Here is a 17,294-nt window from a genome sequence, read left to right as displayed (position 1 = left end):
GGCGCAGAATGAGTTCCAGTGAAAATTTCGCCGCCCGGCTAGCGTTCCGCAGCTCCACCGCCGACCAGCCGCCGCTCGGCGTGCAACTGGCGACTTTGCGGCACCTGAAACGTTTCTTCGCGCAGGTCTGGCGGACCAGTCCGCCGCTGATGGTGGCGAGCATCGTGCTGCGCCTGTTCAGCGCCCTACAGCCGCTGCTCCTCCTCTATATCGGCAAGCTGATCATCGACGAGGTGGTCAGGCAGACCGGCATGCCGGCGCCTGGCCCAACCTTTTCCGACTGGCTAGCCAGCGGCCGGCTGGTGCCTGTCGCCGAACTGCTGGCGCTCGAATTCGCGCTGGTCGTGGCGGCGGACCTGCTGACGCGCGCGATCGCGCTGGTCGACAGCGTGCTCTCCGAGCTGCATTCCAACACGGTCAGCATGGAGCTGATGCGCCATGCGGCGAGCCTCGACCTCCGCCATTTCGAATCCAGCGAATACCAGGACCGGCTGGAGCGCGCCCGCCGCCAGGCCGCCGGCCGCAACGCGCTGCTCGCGCAGATCTTCGGACAGGGCCAGTCGATCGTCACCATCGTCTCGCTGGCGGTCGGCCTGCTGGTCTACGCGCCCTGGCTGATCCTGCTGCTCCTCGTCTCCTTCGCGCCCTCGGTGATCAGCGAGGCGAAGTTCAACACGCGCTCCTACTATCTGAACCGCATGCGCTCGCCCGAGCGGCGCGAACTCGAATATCTGCGCTATATCGGGGCAAGTGCGGAGACGGCCAAGGAGATAAAGCTCTTCGGACTCGGCGCCTTCCTCGTCGGCCGCTTCAAGCGGCTGGCCGACACCATCATGCAGGACAACCGGCGGCTCGCCACCCAGCGCGCCATCTGGGGCGGCCTGTTCGCGGCGCTCTCCAGCATGGCCTATTACGGCGCCTACGCCTACATCGTATGGCGCACGGTCGAAGGCCAGTTCTCGCTCGGCGACCTCGCCTTCCTGTCCGGCTCTTTCCTGAGGCTCAACGGCCTGTTCGGCCAGATGCTGATCGGCGTCACCAACATCGCCGGACAGTCGCTCTATCTCGACGACCTGTTCTCCTTCTTCGACATCAAGCCGACCATCTCGTTGTCGCCGAACCCAAAGCCGTTTCCGCAGCCGATCCGCCAGGGCATCGTCTTCGAGAATGTCGGCTTCCGCTATCCGGACACCGAGCGCTGGGCCGTGCGCGGCCTGAATTTTTCGCTCAAGGCCGGCGAGGCGCTGGCGCTGGTCGGCGAGAACGGCGCCGGCAAGACCACCATCGTCAAGCTCTTGACCCGCCTCTACGACCCCGACGAAGGCCGCATCCTAGTCGACGGCGTCGATCTCAGGGACATCGACATCGTCGACCTCAGGACGCATATCGGCGTCATCTTCCAGGACTTCATCCGCTATTCCTTCACGGCGGCCGAGAACATCGGCGTCGGCCGCGTCGAGGCTGGCGTCGACCGCGAGCGCATCAGGGAAGCGGCGGAGCAAAGCCTCGCGGCCGAGGTCATCGACAGGCTGCCGCTCGGCTACGACCAGCCGCTCGGCAAACTCTTCGCTAGCGGACGCGACCTCTCCGGCGGCGAGTGGCAGAAGGTGGCGATCGCCCGCGCCTATATGCGCGACGCCGAGCTGATCATCCTCGACGAGCCGACCGCAGCCCTCGACGCCAAGGCCGAGGCGGAAGTCTTCCAGCGCTTCAAGGGGCTGGCGAAGGGCAAGACGGCGGTGCTGATCTCGCACCGCTTCTCGACCGTGCGCATGGCCGACCGCATCCTGGTGCTGTCAGGCGGCCGCATCATCGAGAGCGGCTCGCATGACGAGCTGATCGCAAAGCGCGGCGTCTATGCCGACCTCTTCGAGCTGCAGGCGGCGGGCTATCGTTGAGCTCCGCCGCCTCGCACATCTGGCCGTCATGCGCAGTCACGTCGCATATCCGTGACGAGCGACGACCTCTCCTGTTTCGTCATCCTCGGGCTTGTCCCGAGGATCTGCCGGCGCGGGTGAATGTTCCGAGGCAAATCGCGAAACGCAATAGATCCTCGGGACAAGCCCGAGGATGACGGCGTGTCGGGAGGTCCCAGCACAAGGTGGGATGACCGTGTGCTGGGGTCTGCAAGAAGGCCGGGACTGCCGGTGTGTTCGGCTACGAAACCAGCTTCAGCCCGACGATGCCGGACACGATCAGCCCGATGCAGACGAGCCTGCCGACGGTCGCGGGTTCGCCGAGCAGGTAGACGCCGAGGATCGCGGTGCCGACCGCGCCGATGCCGGTCCAGACCGCATAGGCGGTGCCGACCGGCAGCGTCTTCAGCGCGATACCCAGAAGAAAGAGGCTGATCACCATGCTGGCCGCGGTCAGCACGGTCGGCACCAGGCGCGTGAAGCCGTCAGTATATTTGAGGCCGATTGCCCAACCGACCTCGAACAGGCCGGCGACGAAAAGATAGACCCAGCTCATGAAAGAACTCCTCTGCGCCCGGAGCTAGGAAGGGTCGTCCCTTCATGTTGAGGCAAAACGCCCGAGGTCGTCCTCGGGCTTCTATCTAGAACCGTCCAAGCGCCAGGTGAAGCGCCCACCGGTCATGGCTGCCATGCCCCGGAGGCATCAATGGCGATGCCGTATTCCGCGCCGGAATCGAGCATCGTGCGCCACAGGCTCTCGGCGAATGTCGCAAAGACGAGGAGGAAGAACACAGCTTCGCCGGAAGAGTCCTCGCCGCGCCATAGATTGACCGCGGTGTGGTCGATCGAGGTCGCAGCCGCCGCGTCCACGGGGAACACCGCCGGATGCAGGTCGAGCGAGCAGACCTTTGCCAGCAGGTCGCGCGCCTGGAATCCTGAGATGCGTATAAGCGAGCGTCCGTCCGACTGTTCCGACAGCGAAGCCATGCCGGAGAAGGACGTCCGCGCCTTTTCCACCGCCGCGCCACGCGGCGACAGGATGAGAAACTGGTCAGGCCCCGACCAGACCAAAAGCGCGCCCTGGGCAGTCACCGCCTGCGGCCTGGCGGGAGCTGCCTTGCCATAGGCTTCCGCGCAGGCCTGCGCGACGGCGCCCCACTGGCCGCGCCGCGCCATCACCTGCACCAGCTCGAAATCGCTCAGTTCCGCCAGGGTAACGCCGGCGGCGCCTTGCGCCGCGCCGTGGCGGCCGGCGACATGGATGCGCGACAGCGGCGTGGTTGCGGTCCAGTCGAGCTCAACCACGCTGGCGTCCTCCTTCCGGATCGTAGAAGACAGGGTTGCAGAGCTCGACCTCGTAATCCTCGCCGCGCAGCGGATCGTGCGCGACGGCGATCTCGCCGATGCGCTCGCGGCCATGCGTCACGAGGCCCAGCCCCAGCCACTGGTCGAAGGTCGGCGAGAAGCAGACCGAGGTGACGTAGCCGCCATCGGTGTCGGGGGACGGCACCTCACCCTTCTTGATGATATGCGCGCCGGAGCGCAGCCGCCGCGACTGATCGACCGGTTTGATGCCCACCACGACCATGCGGTCGGGCGCGACGAGCGCCTCGCGGCCGGCCATGACGCGGCCGATGAAATCCTTCTTGGTCGACATCATCTTGCCGAGCCCGAGATCGGCCGCCGTCGTCATGCCGTTGAGCTCGGGCCCCGCGACATGGCCTTTCTCGACGCGCATGACGCCGAGCGCCTCGGTGCCGTAGGGGGTCACGCCGAATTTTTCTCCGGCGGTCATCAGCTTGCGCACCAGCGCGTCGCCGAAGCGGGCCGGCACCGAGATCTCGAACGCCATCTCGCCCGAGAAGGAGATGCGGAAGAGCCGCGCCTTGACGCCGCCGCGCAAGAGCACCTCGCGCACGGCCATGAACGGGAAGCCCTCGTTGGAGAGGTCCTCGGAGGGATCGACGATCTCCTTCAGCAGGTCCCGCACCTTCGGCCCGGCGATCGAGAACTGCGCCCACTGGTCGGAGACCGAGGCGAGCTGCACGTCGAGCTCGGGGAACAGGATTTGACGGCAGAATTCGAGATGCTGCATCACCGGCCCGGCCTTGGCCGTGGTGGTGGTCAGGAAATAGTGGTCCTCGGCAAGCCGCGAGGTGGTGCCGTCGTCATAGACGATGCCGTCCTCGCGCAGCATCAACCCGTAGCGCGCCTTGCCGACGGCGAGGCTGGAGAAGGTGTTGATGTAGACGCGGTCGAGGAAGGCGCCGGCGTCGGGACCATGCACGTCAATCTTGCCGAGGGTGGAGACGTCGCAGAAGCCGACGCCGCTCCTGACCGCCTTGACCTCGCGCGTCACCGATTCCAGCCAGTCCTTCTCGCCCTTTTTCGGATACCACTGCGCGCGCTTCCACAGGCCGGTGTCGACGAAGACGGCGCCCTGCTCGGCCGCCCAGTGATGCGAGGGCGTCAACCGGACGCTGTGGAAATTCTCGTCGCGGTGATGGCCGGCGAGCGCGCCGATGGCGACCGGCACATAGGGCGGCCGGTAGATGGTGGTGCCGGTCTCGGGTATCGAGCGGCCGGTCAGCTCCGCCATGATGGCGAGGCCCTGGGTGTTCGACGTCTTGCCCTGGTCGGTCGCCATGCCGAGCGTCGTGTAGCGCTTCAGGTGCTCGACCGACTGGAAACCCTCGAGCGCCGCGAGCGCCACGTCGGACGCCGTCACGTCGTTCTGGAAATCGACGAAGGCTTTTTTCTTACCCTTCACGTGCCAGACGGGCTTCAGCGCATAGGTGGCATCGTCGTCGGAGGAAGGCGCGGCACCCGCACTGTTGCCGAAGCCGAGATCGGCCGCGGCCGCCGCGCCGGCCGCATGACCTTCCTTCAGGCATCCCGCCAGCGAGAAGACGCCGTTGGCCGAGCCCGCCGCAACCATGCCGACAGGGCCGCCATCAGGCACGAAGGCGGCGATGTCGTCGCGCCATTTCGGCCGGCCGCGATGCTGCGAGGTGAGCCCCACCGATGGGTTCCAGCCGCCGGAGACGGCGAGCCCGTCGGCTTCGAGCGTCGCAGTCGCGCCGCCTGCAAGCGCCACGGCGATCTTGCCGGTGCCCGCCTTGCCGCCGTCGACATGGTCGACCACGCCGTTCAGCACCGCGAAGCCGTGCTTCGATGCAAGCGCGCGCTGCCCGGCCGAGACCTCGGCGCGCGCGTCGACCACGCCGGCGATGGTCAGTCCGGAGGCGAGCGCGGCGTCCACCGTCTTCCAGCCGTCGTCATTGTTGGTGAAGAGCGCCAGCCGCTTCGCCGGCGCCGCCGCATAGCGATTGATGTAGGTGCGCACCGCCGACGCCAGCATCACGCCGGGCACGTCGTTGCCGCCGAAGACGACCGGCCGCTCCAGCGCGCCCGCCGCCACCACAGTGCGCTTCGCCACGATGCGCCAGAGGCGCTGGCGCGGCTGGTGCTCGGGCGGCACGGGCACATGGTCGTTGACGCGCTCGAGGGCGGCATGCGTGCCGTGGTCGAAGGCGCTGGTCACCGTGGTGCGCGTCATGATGCGGACATCGGGCATGGCGCCGAGTTCTTCCACCGCACGCGCGACCCAGTCGGCAGCAGGCATGCTGTCGATCGTGCCGCCGTCCGACAGCAGTCGTCCGCCAAGCGTGGCGTCTTCCTCGCAGAGGATGACGCGTGCGCCGGCGCGCCCCGCCGCAAGCGCGGCCGCCAGTCCGGCCGGCCCGCCGCCTGCGACGAGCACGTCGCAGTGGGCCCAGGCTTTTTCATAATGGTCCGGGTCGCTCTCCGGCGCCGCTCGGCCAAGGCCGGCGGCGCGGCGGATCAGCGGCTCGTAGAACTTTTCCCAGAGCGCGCCGGGCCACATGAAGGTCTTGTAGTAGAAGCCGGCGACGAAGATCGGCGCCGCCAACTGGTTGACCGACAACAGGTCGAAGGAAAGCGACGGCCAGCGGTTCTGGCTGGCGGCGACCAGACCGTCATAGAGCTCGACCGTGGTGGCGCGCGTGTTGGGCTCGCGGCGCGCGCCGCTGCGCAGCTCGACCAGCGCGTTCGGCTCCTCCGAGCCTGCCGTCAATATGCCGCGCGGGCGATGGTACTTGAACGAGCGGCCTACCAGTTTTACGCCGTTGGCGATGAGCGCCGAGGCCAGCGTGTCGCCGGCATAGCCTGACATCGTCTGGCCGTCGAAGCTGAAGCCCAGCGGCTTGCCGCGGTCGATCAGTCCGCCCGAAGCGAGGCGGTGCGTCTGCCCACCCGCGCTCATGACGCCGCCTTCGCGGCGCCCGCGCCGGCAGCCGCTTCGACCGAGAATATCTCATGCGTGACCGTGTTGCGGCGCACCTTCAGCCAGGAGCGGCAGCCGCCGCCGTGGTACCAAAACTCCTCCATCTCGCCGGCGACGTTGTCGCGCAGATAGACGTAGTCGTAGACGGCCTCCTCGCCGGCATCGGGGCCGGGGCGCTTCGGCTTTGCGTCGCCCAGATAGGAGAACTCGCCGTTCTCGCGCGGGCCGCAGAATGGACAGGCTATGCGCATCTCGTCCTTGCCGTCCTCAATGCAGGTTGGGTTGGGCGCCCTGGCCCTTTTCGTCGATCATCGCGCCGCGGCGGAAGCGGTCCAGCCGGAAGCGCGTCGCCTCCTTGTGCGGCTCGTCGCGCGCCAGCAGATGGGCGAAGACCAGACCCGACGCGGGCGTCGCCTTGAAGCCGCCATAACACCAGCCGGCGTTGAGATAGAGCCCATCGACCGGCGTCCTGTCGATGATCGGCGAGCCGTCCATCGACATGTCCATGATGCCGCCCCACTGGCGCAGCAGCCGCACGCGCCCGATGATCGGCATCAGCGCCATGCCGCCTTCGCAGACGTCCTCCACGACCGGCAGGTTGCCGCGCTGGGCGTAGGAATTGTAGCCGTCTATGTCGCCGCCGAAGACCAGCCCGCCCTTGTCCGACTGGCTGACGTAGAAATGCCCGGCGCCGAAGGTGATCACATTGGGGATCAGCGGCTTGATGCCCTCCGAGACGAAGGCCTGCAGCACATGGCTCTCGATCGGCAGCCTGAGGTCGGCCATCGCCGCGACGCGCGACGAGCTTCCGGCGACCGCCATGCCGACCTTGCCGGCGCCGATTTTTCCGCGCGACGTTTCCACGCCGGTCACGCGGCCGCCGGCGTCGCGGACGAAACCGGTGACCTCGCAGTTCTGGATGATGTCGACGCCGAGCCGGTCGGCCGCATGGGCGTAACCCCAGACGACGGCGTCATGGCGTGCGGTGCCGCCGCGCCGCTGCAGCAGGCCGCCTTCGATGGGAAAGCGCGCATTGTCGAAGTTGAGGAACGGCACCATCTTGCGCACCGCAGTGCGGTCGAGCAGTTCGGCGTCGATGCCGTTGATGCGCATCGCATTGCCGCGCCTCGCATAGGCGTCGCGCTGCGCGTCGGAATGGTAGAGGTTCAGCACGCCGCGCTGGCTGACCATGGTGTTGTAGTTGAGATCGCGCTCCATCGTCTCCCAGAGCTTCATCGACAGCTCGTAGAAGCCGATATTGCCGGGAAGCAGGTAGTTGGAGCGGATGATGGTGGTGTTGCGGCCGGCATTGCCGGAACCGATCCAGCCCTTCTCCAGCACCGCGACGTTCCTGATGCCGTATTCGGCGGCGAGGTGATAGGCGGTGGCGAGGCCGTGGCCGCCGCCGCCGATGATCACCACGTCGTAGCGGGGCTTCGGTTCGGCGTCGCGCCAGGTGCGCGGCCATTTCTTGTGGCCCGACAAAGCGGCGCGGGCGAGCGAGAAGATCGAATATTTCATAGTCCGTGCTTCTGACTCGCCGCCTGCCTGGTTTCCCGGAGCATGATCCTATCCGAAAACCGGTTCCCGCTTTTAGCCGGCGCGGGACTTCGGTCCGGGATCATGCCCCGCCCTAGATGTCGAGCGTATGGTCGCGCTCCCACTGGGTGAAGTGGGAAGCATAGGAATTCCATTCCTGGTGCTTGAGCTTTAGATATGCCGACGAGAATTCCTCTCCCAGCGCCGCTTTCAGCGACTTGTCCTTGTCGAACTCCCGGAGCGCGTCGAGAAGGTTGAGCGGCAGCTTGGGCGCGCCCTTCACCTTGTGGCCGTTCTGGTACATGTCGATGTCGTAGCGCTTGCCGGGATCGGCCTTCGAGCGGATACCGTCGAGGCCGGCGGCGATGATGACCGCCTGCATCAGGTACGGGTTCGCCGCGCCGTCGGGCAGGCGCAGCTCGAAGCGGCCCGGCCCCGGCACACGCACCATGTGGGTGCGGTTGTTGCCGGTCCAGGTCACGCTGTTCGGCGCCCAGGTCGCGCCCGAGACGGTGCGCGGCGCATTGATGCGCTTGTAGGAGTTGACCGTCGGGTTGGTGATCGCAGCGAGCGCGGAGGCATGTTTCATGATGCCGCCGAGGAAATGCCTGCCCTTCTGAGACAGGCCGAGCTCCATCTTCGGGTCGGCGAAGACGTTGACCTTACCGGCCTTGTCCCACACCGAGATATGGGCGTGACAGCCATTGCCGGTGAGGCCCTGGAAGGGCTTCGGCATGAAGGTCGCGCGCAGCCCATGTTTCTCCGCGATCGAGCGCACCATGAACTTGAAGAAGGAATGCTTGTCGGCCGTCGCCAGCACGTCGTCGAAGGCCCAGTTCATCTCGAACTGGCCGTTGGCGTCCTCATGGTCGTTCTGGTAGGGGCCCCAGCCGAGCGCCAGCATGTGGTCGCAGATCTCGGCGATCACGTCGTAGCGGCGCATGATCGCCTGCTGGTCGTAGCAGGGTTTCGAGGCCGTATCCGCCGCGTCGGAGATCGCCGTGCCGTCTGCCGAGATCAGGAAGAACTCGGCCTCGACGCCGGTCTTCACCCGCATGCCTTCGGATGCCGCTTCCGCGACCAGCCGCCTCAGCGTGTCGCGCGGCGCCTGCGCCACCGACTTGTCCTCCATGACGCAGTTGGCCGCCACCCAGGCGACCTCCGGCTTCCACGGCAACTGGATCACCGAATCCGGATCAGGCACCGCCAGCATGTCGGGATGTGCCGGCGTCAGGTCGAGCCAGGTGGCGAAGCCGGCAAAGCCCGCACCCTCTTTCTGCATGTCCCCTATCGCCGCCGCCGGCACCAGCTTGGCGCGCTGACCCGAGAACAGGTCAGTGTAGGAGATCATGAAATATTTGACGCCGTTCTTCCTTGCAAATTGCGCGAGATCAGTTGCCAATGGAATTCCCCATTTGATTTTTGAATGTTCCCCTGGCTGTTTTTAGTATTGTTGTCGCCAGCAGTCGATTGGATCAGAAGCCCTTTCCAGGTATCCAGTTCGTGCCAGCAAGCGGCACCTGCGCCATCGCCGCCGCCTCGACGGTCAGCGCACACAAGTCCTCGGGCTCCAGATTGTGCACGTCGTTCTTGCCACAGGCGCGGGCGATGGTCTGCGTCTCCAGCGTCATCACCTTGAGATAGTTGGCGAGGCGACGGCCGGCCGCGACCGGGTCGAGCCGCTTCATCAGTTCCGGGTCCTGCGTGGTGATGCCGGCGGGGTCCTTGCCCTCGTGCCAGTCGTCATAGGCTCCCGCCGTGGTGCCTAGCGCATTGTACTCGGCCTCCCAGCGCGGGTCGTTGTCGCCCAGCGCCACAAGTGCCGCTGTGCCGATCGACACAGCGTCGGCTCCGAGCGCCAGCGCCTTCGCCACGTCGGCGCCGTTCCGGATGCCGCCCGAGACGATAAGCTGCACCTTGCGATGCATGTTGAGGTCCTGCAGCGCCTGGACCGCCGGCCTTATGCAGGCGAGCGTCGGCTGGCCGACATTCTCGATGAACACCTCCTGCGTCGCCGCCGTGCCGCCCTGCATGCCGTCGAGCACGACCACGTCGGCGCCCGCCTTCACCGCCAGCGCGGTGTCGTAATAGGGCCTGGCGCCGCCGACCTTGATGTAGATCGGCTTCTCCCAGTCGGTGATCTCTCGGATTTCGAGGATCTTGATCTCAAGGTCGTCGGGGCCGGTCCAGTCGGGATGGCGGCAGGCCGAGCGCTGGTCGATGCCCTGCGGCAGGTCGCGCATCGCGGCGACGCGGTCGGAAATCTTCTGGCCGAGCAGCATGCCGCCGCCGCCGGGTTTGGCGCCCTGGCCGACGACGATCTCGATCGCGTCGGCGCGCCTGAGGTCGCGTGGGTTCATGCCGTAGCGCGACGGCAGGTACTGGTAGACCAGCGTCTTCGAATGGCCGCGTTCCTCTTCGGTCATGCCGCCGTCGCCGGTGGTGGTCGAGGTGCCGGCGAGCGTCGCGCCGCGCCCGAGCGCCTCCTTGGCCGGGCCCGACAGCGAGCCGAAGCTCATGCCGGCGACGGTGATCGGGATCTTCAGCTCGATCGGCTTCTTCGCATGGCGCGCGCCGAGCACGACCGAGGTGTCGCAGCGCTCACGGTAGCCTTCGAGCGGATAGCGCGAGATCGACGCGCCGAGGAACAGGAGGTCGTCGAAATGCGGCAGCTTGCGCTTCGCACCGGAGCCGCGGATGTCGTAGATGCCGGTCGCCGCGGCGCGGCGGATTTCCGACAGCGTGTAGTCGTCGAACGTGGCCGACTTGCGCGGCGTGGTCGGTGGGTTCTTGTAGGTCATTCTTGTGCCCCCGGTCCGCTCAATACGCGTCGGCGTTGTCGATGTTGAAATTGTAGAGCGTGCGGGCCGAGCCGTAGCGGGTGAACTCCTCCGGCTTCACGCCCTTCACGCCGGCCGCGTCGAGCAGCTTCTGCAGGCGGTCGATATGCTTGGGGTGCATCTTCTTCTTCACGCAGTCGGCGCCGAGGCTCTTCACCTTGCCGCGCACGAACAGCTTCGCCTCGTAGATGGAATCGCCGAGCGCGTCGCCGGCGTCGCCGAGCACGACCAGCGTGCCGGTCTGCGCCATGAAGGCCGACATGTGGCCGATATCGCCATGCACCACGATGTCGATGCCCTTCATCGAGATGCCGCAGCGCGACGAGGCGTTGCCCTCGATGACCAGCAGGCCGCCGCGGGCGGTGGCGCCGGCATACTGGCTGGCGTCGCCCTTCACGACGATGGTGCCCGACATCATGTTCTCGCCGACGCCGGGGCCGGCCGAGCCGTGCACGGTGATCGCGCCGCCGTCGTTCATGCCGCCGCAATAATAGCCGACGGAGCCGCGCACATCGATCTGCACGGGCTGGTCGACGCCGGCCGCAACCGCGTGGCTGCCCTTGGGATTGATCACCTCCCAGGCGGTTTCGTTCGAACCGTTCTTGAGTTGATGAAGCGCGTGGTTGAGCTCACGCAACGAGGTTTTGGCTAGATCGACGGTCGGCATCAATGCTCCCAGAAATAGACTTTTGCCGGCTCGGGCTCCCACACCCGTGCATCCTCGATGCCGGGCAGGTTGGCGAGCGCGCGGTATTCGGAACCGAAGGCGACGTACTGGTCGGTCTCGGCCATGACGGCGGGCTTGCAGGCAATCGGGTCGCGCACCACGCCGAAGCCGTTCTTGGTGCCGACGACGAAGGTGAAGAAGCCGTCGAGGTCGGTCAGCGTCTTCTCCAGCGCCTGGCCGAGATTGTCGCCATGCGCCATCTTGTTGGAGATGAAGGCGGCGGCGACCTCGGTGTCGTTCTCGGTCTCGAACGTCATGCCGTCATGCTTCAGCTCGCGCCTGACATTGTTGTGGTTGGACAGCGAGCCGTTGTGCACCAGGCACTGGTCGGGACCGGTCGAGAAGGGATGCGCACCCATGGTGGTGACGGCCGATTCCGTCGCCATGCGGGTATGGCCGATGCCGTGCGTGCCGGACATCTTGGTGAGGTCGAAACGCTTCACCACGTCGGCCGGCAGGCCTACTTCCTTGAAGATCTCGATGACCTCGCCGACGCCCATGATGCGCACGGAAGGGCGCGCCGCGAGGATCGCGTCGCGCGCCGCCTCGACCTTGTCGGTGGGCACTTCGATGACGGCGTGCGTCGATTTCACGATCACGTCGACCTTGGCGCCGATGGCCTTCTCGACTTCCTTGTCGAGGCCGGCGAAGTCGCCCTTCGGATCGGCCGACTGGATGGTGATCTTGCTCTTCTTTCCGCCGCCCGATCCGTAGATGGCGATGCCCGCGCTGTCCGGACCTCGATCCGACAGGGACACCAGCATTTCGGACAGCAATTCGCCGAGCTTCGGCTCCAGCGACTTGTCCTTCAGAAACAGCCCAACAATGCCGCACATGGCCTTGTCCTTTCAAAAAAAGAGCCTCGCCGATTACTAGCGAAGGCGCGAGATGCTTTCAACTGGGATGAAAAAAATATTCCTCTGATTTAATGTATTGATGCGTCGGAAAACCGCTTTCCAGCATGTCAGGCACCCGATCCCGCCGCGCGGCGGACTGCCTCGTAGCGGATCTTCGCCAAACGGTAGGCATCGGTGATCGAAAGCGCCCAGACGAAGAGGCCGCCGGCGTGCCGCCCGATGAAAGAATGCTCGGGAGTCGTGGTCACGTAGGACAGCACCATGAACAGGATCGCGAAGAGCGCGAAGCAGAGCCCGCGCGTCGCCTGCCCCGCCGCGACATGGCCGGCGCCCGGAAACAGGATCGCCAGGGCGAGGACGAGGCGGGGATTGATGGGCCGGCTCATGGGATACCCTCACGATGCGGGTTCGGGTTCGAGGGCGTCGTTGAGCAGCCTGAGCTCGGCCAGCGCGTTGCGCACGAATTCGGGCGAGACCTGGCTCACCGGAAAACGCATCTGCCGGTAGAGGACATGCGCGCCGCGATCGCCCTCGGCGATCCGCCTTACGCTGCCGGCGCCGCGCGGCGTGATGACGATCTCCTTCAGGGCGGGGTCGGCGAACAGCGTGCGGAACAGGCCGCTGGTGCGCTCGATCGCCGCCTCGGTGACGCCGCGACCGCGCATCAGGAGCGGGAAGTCCGTCGTGAAACTTGGAGCGATGGATTCGGGCAGGCCGAGCACGCGCGAATAGAACTCGGTGCCGATCGGCCGCGCCAGCACCCCGATCGAGGGACGCGGGGCGGCCTCAGGCGCGAGCAGCGTCAGCCTCAGCCAGAGCTGCGGCAAGCGGCGCGGCACCAGGCTGTCGGGCACGACTTCGAGGCTGATCCTGCTGTCACCTCCATATGTCCCGGCGAGCCGCGGATAGCCGTCGCTGCCGACCGTCACGCGGGCATCGTCGAGCAGCCCGGCGGCGGCGTCGAGCAGCGACCGGCGCTGCCTGAGGTCGTCGCGCAGTTCCTTCCTGGCGAGCGCCGCGATCACCGCGACGCCCAGGAGACAGAACAAGGGCAGCCCCATGCTCCCCAGCGAGAGCGGCAGATCGATCCGTTCGAGCGCCGAGAGCATGGGGATCTCAGCCTCAGTAGCCCTGCGGCCGCGGCCACGGCATGGTGAACTGGTCGCCGCGCTTGACGAAGCGGTAGCGCCAGAAATGGAACCACAGCGACGCGAGGATGTAGAAGCAGAGCATCGCGATGAGCTGCGTTCCGTAGCCGAGGAACACCGCGAAGTAGGTCGCCGCGCAGAGCACCAGCAGCACGAAGGCCGGCAGCGGGTGCCACGGATGGACGTAACCACGCTTGATCGTGCCGAGCGGCCACTTCTTGCGGAACATGACCATGTTGAAGGTCATGAAGGTGTAGCCCAGCAGGCCCGACAGGATCGAGAACGTCACCACCTGGTCGAGCGGCGCGCCGAGCGCGAAGATCAGCGCGATCGGGATCAGGAAGACGATCGAACGGTAGGGCGTCCGATAGCGCGGATGCACGGCGCCGAACCAGCTCGGCAGATAGCGGTCGCGGCCCATCGAGAACCAGGCGCGGGACGCATCGTTGATGCACCCGTTGGCCGACGCCGTCGTCGCGAACACCGTTCCGATGAAGAGCAGGACCATCAGGCTGGAGCTGCCGGTCACGCGGGCGGCGTCGAACAGCGGCGTGCCGGCCTGGCCGAGATACTCCCACGGGATCAGGCCCGAGCAGACATACCAGGTCAGCGTCGCGGCAATCACCAGCGTCATGATGCCGGCCATCGTGCCGAAGGGCAGCGAGCGCGCCGGCGAGCGGACCTCTTCGGCCGCCTGGCAGGTGCCCTCGATGCCGAGATAGTACCACAGCCCGAAATGCAGCGCGGCGACGATGCCGAGCCAGCCATAGGGCAGCGGCTCGTTGCTCACCGCCGAGAAGTCGAGCGGCACCGCCGACGCGCCGAACTGCACGGCGAGGAAGAGCAGGATGATCGCCACGAAGGCGAAGGCGGTGATCACCAGGTTGAAGCTCAGCGACGCCAGCACGCCGCGATAGTTGAGGTAAGCCAGCGCCAGGATGGTCATGATGATGAAAGGCTGCTGGTTCAGCCCTGTGTGGCCGAGCATGCCCGCAACCGTATCGAGCAGGAAGCCGATGGTGATGGCGTTGGCCGCCTCCAGCATGGTGTAGGCCATGACCAGGAAGAGGCCGACATTGAAGGCCATCAGCGGGCCGACGATGTGCTTGGCCTGCGCATACTGGCCGCCGGCCGCGGCGACCGTCGAGGTCACCTCGGAGTCGATCATCGCCACGCAGGTGTAGAGCAGCCCGGCGACCCAGCAGGCGACGAGGCCGGCGATCATGCCGCCTTTGCCGACCGAGAAATTCCATCCCATGTATTCGCCGACCAGAACGATGCCGACGCCGAGCGCCCAGACGTGGCCGGGCCCGAGCACGCGCAGGAGGCCAAGCCTCTCCGGCGCTGCAGTAGCGGAAACGTTGCTCATGAATGTCCCCTAAGAGCTAAAGCAATCCCGGCAAAAGCGTGCAGCGGTTTTGCGTCCGGAATTGCGTAATGAAAGAGAGCTGGACGATGTCCGGCGGACGACGGTTCACCGTGCATCGTCAAAGCTCGTGACGCTCTTGCGTCAGCTCCAGCTCACCCTCTCGCGATGAAGTCAGCAGTTCGTTGTCGTAGGTCGTGTCGACCTTGATCATGTCGAGGAGCATGATCCCCGCGATGATCGCCGATATCACCCACGCCGCGATCTCGAGATAATTCCAGATATCCATGACGCGCCCCCTCAGCCCTTGCCGTTCTTGCCGAAGCGCTCTTCGATCACCTCGCGGTATTCCTTGTCGGAAAGCCGGACGACGAGGATGAAGTAGCCGACGACCGCGACCACCATCACGATCAGCGCCGCCCAGCTGAAGGTGTAGTCGAAGCGGGCGGTGATGATGTCATTGGCCGATGCCGCGTCAGGGAAGCCGAGGGCTGCCCATTGCGACTGCTCGGCCTCGTTCTGGCCGAGCGCTTCCCAGGTCGGGTTCTCGATCGGGGCGGGGGTCTTGGCGGCGCCGGCCAGTCCCATGTAGAGCGGCACGTAAAGCGCGCCGACAGTCATCACCAGCAGCACCACCACATCGACGATCTGCCCGGCCAGGCTCTGTTTCGGAGGCTGATAAGCCATGACGACGGCCTCCCTAGCGCTTGCGGCTGCGCATCTCGTCGAGATGCTTGATGTCGAGACCGTAGATGAACGACTTGTCGTCGCTGTAGTGACGCAGCATCGCGACGATGGCCGCGGTGTTGAAGGCCAGCACGAGGATGGCGGCGATCGCCAGCACGAGGCGTATGGTGCCCTCGCCGATCAGCGGCCACATGGTGAACAGTGCGAAAAGTATGGTGACCCAGAGCCCGATGACGAAGGCCAGCGCCCCCGTGCGGTCTCTCTGGTGCATGCGGTCGATACGCGCGTCGAGCGAACGCGCGTCGGCCATTTCGGCTAATCTCGCTTCCATCTTTCCTCCCCAGGCAGTTTTGATTGTTATGAAAACAACTTGCCTCACAGGAATTTCTGCCCATTCCGCCCCTGCGTCAAGCTGTCGCGTGTGCTGCACCGCATCAATTCGGTCCAGATGTGCACGAGTCGGAGAAATCCTTGAATCTCAAGGGTTTGTGACGGGGGCGTCCACTCGATGCCCGTCAGGGCGGTCCGTCCGCAAGCGGTGAGGTCGGCCCGACTCCGACGTATCGGCCGCAGCGCCGAGGTTCCGGTCGGCTCTCCGTAGTGCCGCCCGAAGAAGTCTCGCCGAGCCACCGAGAATCACTTGCCTCACAGGAAAACATTTTGCACGCCAGTATTGCGCTGCCTTGCGAAATCGGTTCAGTATCGTCGCGTGGAAGAGAGCCCGGGGAACGGCTCCGCCGCCGAAACAAAAGACGATGAGGGAGTGAGCCGACATGACCCGTTCCTGGAGATTTTCGACGCTGATCGACCGCCATAAGGCGCTCGGCTCAAACCTCGAGGATTGGAGCGGCATGGGCACCGCCTGGAGCTATTCCGGCGACCCCGACAAGGAATATCTGGCGATCCGCACCAAGGCCGGCCTGATGGACGTGTCGGGCCTGAAGAAGGTCCACATCACCGGGCCGCATGCAGCCCACCTCATCGACATCGCCACCACGCGCGACCCCGAAAAGATCTATCCCGGCAAGTCGGCCTATGCCTGCATGCTGAACGAGGCGGGGAAATTCACCGACGACTGCATTCTCTATCGCACCGGGCCGAACTCGTGGATGGTGGTGCACGGCTCCGGCACCGGCCATGAGGAGCTCACCCGCGCGGCGATGGGCAAGGACGTCTCGATCCGCTTCGACGACAATCTGCACGACCTCTCGCTGCAGGGTCCGCTCGCCGTCGACTACCTCGCCAAGCACGTGCCCGGGATCCGCGACCTGCCCTACTTCCATCACATGCAGACGCAGCTCTTCGGCCTGCCGGTGATGATCTCGCGCACCGGCTATACCGGCGAGCGCGGCTACGAGATCTTCTGCCGCGGACAGGACGCCGGCGTCATCTGGGACCGCATCCTGGCCGAGGGCAAGAAGATGGGCATCATCCCCTGCCGCTTCACCACGCTCGACATGCTGCGCGTCGAGAGCTACCTGCTCTTCTATCCCTACGACAATTCTCAGAAATACCCGTTCGCAGACGAAGGCCCCGGCGACACGCTGTGGGAGCTCGGCCTCGACTTCACCGTCAGCCCCGGCAAGACCGGTTTCCGTGGCGCCGAGGAGCACTACCGCCTGAAGGGCAAGGAGCGCTTCAAGATCTACGGCGTGCTCTTGAAGGGCAAGGAGCCGGCCGACGAGGGCGCGCCGGTCTATCACAAGGGCAAGCAGGTCGGCGTCGTCACTTGCGCCATGTATTCGCCGCTGGCCAAGAAATCGATGGGCATCGCCCGCCTCTCGGTCGACACCGCCGTGAAGGACACGCCGCTCGAGATCCACAACAGGAGCGGCGTCATCAAGGCGACCGCGCAGCCGCTGCCCTTCGACGATCCGAAGAAGCTGAAGCGCACCGCGAAAGGTTGAC

The 17,294-nt window shown here is 65.8% G+C and carries 17 protein-coding genes; 2 read left to right on the top strand and 15 right to left on the bottom strand.

Translation table 11 applies throughout. The annotated features are described in order from the left end of the window. Positions 1-8: 8 nt before the first annotated feature. Positions 9-1,898, top strand: coding sequence for an ABC transporter ATP-binding protein (locus tag D8676_RS00165; protein WP_121578825.1), 1,890 nt, complete (start codon positions 9-11; stop codon positions 1,896-1,898). A gap of 259 nt (positions 1,899-2,157) precedes the next feature. On the opposite strand, the gene sugE is transcribed toward D8676_RS00165, so the two are convergent. The 15 genes from sugE to D8676_RS00095 form a co-directional block, all read right to left on the bottom strand. Further along, positions 2,158-2,472, bottom strand: coding sequence for a quaternary ammonium compound efflux SMR transporter SugE (gene sugE, locus D8676_RS00160; protein WP_121578824.1), 315 nt, complete (start codon positions 2,470-2,472; stop codon positions 2,158-2,160). A 122-nt stretch (positions 2,473-2,594) separates the two neighbouring features. Beyond that, positions 2,595-3,221: a sarcosine oxidase subunit gamma family protein gene (locus D8676_RS00155; RefSeq protein ID WP_121578823.1), complete on the bottom strand. Its 627-nt coding sequence runs from the start codon at positions 3,219-3,221 to the stop codon at positions 2,595-2,597. Continuing rightward, on the bottom strand, positions 3,214-6,201 hold the full coding sequence (locus tag D8676_RS00150) for a sarcosine oxidase subunit alpha family protein (RefSeq protein ID WP_121578822.1): 2,988 nt from the start codon (positions 6,199-6,201) through the stop codon (positions 3,214-3,216). Before D8676_RS00150 ends, D8676_RS00155 begins: the two co-directional genes overlap by 8 nt. Further along, positions 6,198-6,473 carry a sarcosine oxidase subunit delta gene (locus D8676_RS00145; protein ID WP_121578821.1) on the bottom strand — a complete coding sequence of 92 codons (276 nt, stop codon included), beginning with the start codon at positions 6,471-6,473 and terminating at the stop codon, positions 6,198-6,200. The genes D8676_RS00150 and D8676_RS00145 overlap by 4 nt, the downstream gene beginning before the upstream one ends. Before the next feature lie 16 nt (positions 6,474-6,489). Continuing rightward, positions 6,490-7,743 carry a sarcosine oxidase subunit beta family protein gene (locus D8676_RS00140; RefSeq protein WP_121578820.1) on the bottom strand — a complete coding sequence of 418 codons (1,254 nt, stop codon included), beginning with the start codon at positions 7,741-7,743 and terminating at the stop codon, positions 6,490-6,492. 112 nt (positions 7,744-7,855) lie between these two features. After that, complete coding sequence (glnT, locus tag D8676_RS00135) at positions 7,856-9,163, bottom strand: type III glutamate--ammonia ligase (RefSeq protein WP_121578819.1); 1,308 nt, start codon at positions 9,161-9,163, stop codon at positions 7,856-7,858. 73 nt (positions 9,164-9,236) lie between these two features. Continuing rightward, positions 9,237-10,562: an FMN-binding glutamate synthase family protein gene (locus D8676_RS00130; protein WP_121578818.1), complete on the bottom strand. Its 1,326-nt coding sequence runs from the start codon at positions 10,560-10,562 to the stop codon at positions 9,237-9,239. Between the two features lie 19 nt (positions 10,563-10,581). After that, positions 10,582-11,268 carry a GXGXG domain-containing protein gene (locus D8676_RS00125; RefSeq protein WP_121578817.1) on the bottom strand — a complete coding sequence of 229 codons (687 nt, stop codon included), beginning with the start codon at positions 11,266-11,268 and terminating at the stop codon, positions 10,582-10,584. Next, on the bottom strand, positions 11,268-12,164 hold the full coding sequence (locus D8676_RS00120) for a glutamine amidotransferase family protein (RefSeq protein WP_121578816.1): 897 nt from the start codon (positions 12,162-12,164) through the stop codon (positions 11,268-11,270). Before D8676_RS00120 ends, D8676_RS00125 begins: the two co-directional genes overlap by 1 nt. A 128-nt stretch (positions 12,165-12,292) precedes the next feature. Further along, positions 12,293-12,571: a hypothetical protein gene (locus tag D8676_RS00115; protein ID WP_121578815.1), complete on the bottom strand. Its 279-nt coding sequence runs from the start codon at positions 12,569-12,571 to the stop codon at positions 12,293-12,295. Between the two features lie 9 nt (positions 12,572-12,580). Continuing rightward, positions 12,581-13,294 (bottom strand): hypothetical protein, encoded by a 714-nt coding sequence (locus tag D8676_RS00110; RefSeq protein ID WP_121578814.1) that lies wholly within the window; start codon positions 13,292-13,294, stop codon positions 12,581-12,583. Positions 13,295-13,307: 13 nt separating this feature from the next. Beyond that, positions 13,308-14,702: an amino acid permease gene (locus tag D8676_RS00105; protein ID WP_121578813.1), complete on the bottom strand. Its 1,395-nt coding sequence runs from the start codon at positions 14,700-14,702 to the stop codon at positions 13,308-13,310. A gap of 118 nt (positions 14,703-14,820) precedes the next feature. Next, entirely contained in the window at positions 14,821-14,988 is a 168-nt protein-coding gene (locus tag D8676_RS27140; protein WP_165816027.1) for a hypothetical protein, read from the bottom strand. Positions 14,989-14,999: 11 nt separating this feature from the next. After that, entirely contained in the window at positions 15,000-15,386 is a 387-nt protein-coding gene (locus D8676_RS00100; protein ID WP_121578812.1) for a hypothetical protein, read from the bottom strand. Positions 15,387-15,399: 13 nt separating this feature from the next. Further along, positions 15,400-15,717 carry a hypothetical protein gene (locus tag D8676_RS00095; RefSeq protein WP_121578811.1) on the bottom strand — a complete coding sequence of 106 codons (318 nt, stop codon included), beginning with the start codon at positions 15,715-15,717 and terminating at the stop codon, positions 15,400-15,402. Between the two features lie 442 nt (positions 15,718-16,159). On the opposite strand from D8676_RS00095, the gene D8676_RS00090 reads away from it, so the two are divergent. Continuing rightward, entirely contained in the window at positions 16,160-17,293 is a 1,134-nt protein-coding gene (locus D8676_RS00090; RefSeq protein WP_121578810.1) for an aminomethyltransferase family protein, read from the top strand. Position 17,294 lies beyond the last annotated feature (1 nt).

Origin of the sequence: Mesorhizobium sp. YM1C-6-2, assembly GCF_003666685.1 — a bacterium.
Classification (GTDB): domain Bacteria; phylum Pseudomonadota; class Alphaproteobacteria; order Rhizobiales; family Rhizobiaceae; genus Mesorhizobium_K.
The sequence above is the reverse complement of the archived record's forward strand: the minus strand, read 5'-3'. Positions and strand labels throughout refer to the sequence as shown.

Excerpts from the sequence above, each read along its gene's own strand:
- D8676_RS00140 (WP_121578820.1), bottom strand. The coding sequence starts at position 7,743 with ATGAAATATTCGATCTTCTCGCTCGCCCGCGCCGCTTTGTCGGGCCAC.
- D8676_RS00115 (WP_121578815.1), bottom strand. The coding sequence starts at position 12,571 with ATGAGCCGGCCCATCAATCCCCGCCTCGTCCTCGCCCTGGCGATCCTG.
- D8676_RS00095 (WP_121578811.1), bottom strand. The coding sequence starts at position 15,717 with ATGGAAGCGAGATTAGCCGAAATGGCCGACGCGCGTTCGCTCGACGCG.
- sugE (WP_121578824.1), bottom strand. The coding sequence starts at position 2,472 with ATGAGCTGGGTCTATCTTTTCGTCGCCGGCCTGTTCGAGGTCGGTTGG.
- D8676_RS00150 (WP_121578822.1), bottom strand. The coding sequence starts at position 6,201 with ATGAGCGCGGGTGGGCAGACGCACCGCCTCGCTTCGGGCGGACTGATC.
- D8676_RS00125 (WP_121578817.1), bottom strand. The coding sequence starts at position 11,268 with ATGCCGACCGTCGATCTAGCCAAAACCTCGTTGCGTGAGCTCAACCAC.
- D8676_RS00130 (WP_121578818.1), bottom strand. The coding sequence starts at position 10,562 with ATGACCTACAAGAACCCACCGACCACGCCGCGCAAGTCGGCCACGTTC.
- D8676_RS00105 (WP_121578813.1), bottom strand. The coding sequence starts at position 14,702 with ATGAGCAACGTTTCCGCTACTGCAGCGCCGGAGAGGCTTGGCCTCCTG.
- D8676_RS00145 (WP_121578821.1), bottom strand. The coding sequence starts at position 6,473 with ATGCGCATAGCCTGTCCATTCTGCGGCCCGCGCGAGAACGGCGAGTTC.
- D8676_RS00165 (WP_121578825.1), top strand. The coding sequence starts at position 9 with ATGAGTTCCAGTGAAAATTTCGCCGCCCGGCTAGCGTTCCGCAGCTCC.
- D8676_RS00100 (WP_121578812.1), bottom strand. The coding sequence starts at position 15,386 with ATGGCTTATCAGCCTCCGAAACAGAGCCTGGCCGGGCAGATCGTCGAT.
- D8676_RS00090 (WP_121578810.1), top strand. The coding sequence starts at position 16,160 with ATGACCCGTTCCTGGAGATTTTCGACGCTGATCGACCGCCATAAGGCG.
- D8676_RS27140 (WP_165816027.1), bottom strand. The coding sequence starts at position 14,988 with ATGGATATCTGGAATTATCTCGAGATCGCGGCGTGGGTGATATCGGCG.
- D8676_RS00110 (WP_121578814.1), bottom strand. The coding sequence starts at position 13,294 with ATGCTCTCGGCGCTCGAACGGATCGATCTGCCGCTCTCGCTGGGGAGC.
- D8676_RS00120 (WP_121578816.1), bottom strand. The coding sequence starts at position 12,164 with ATGTGCGGCATTGTTGGGCTGTTTCTGAAGGACAAGTCGCTGGAGCCG.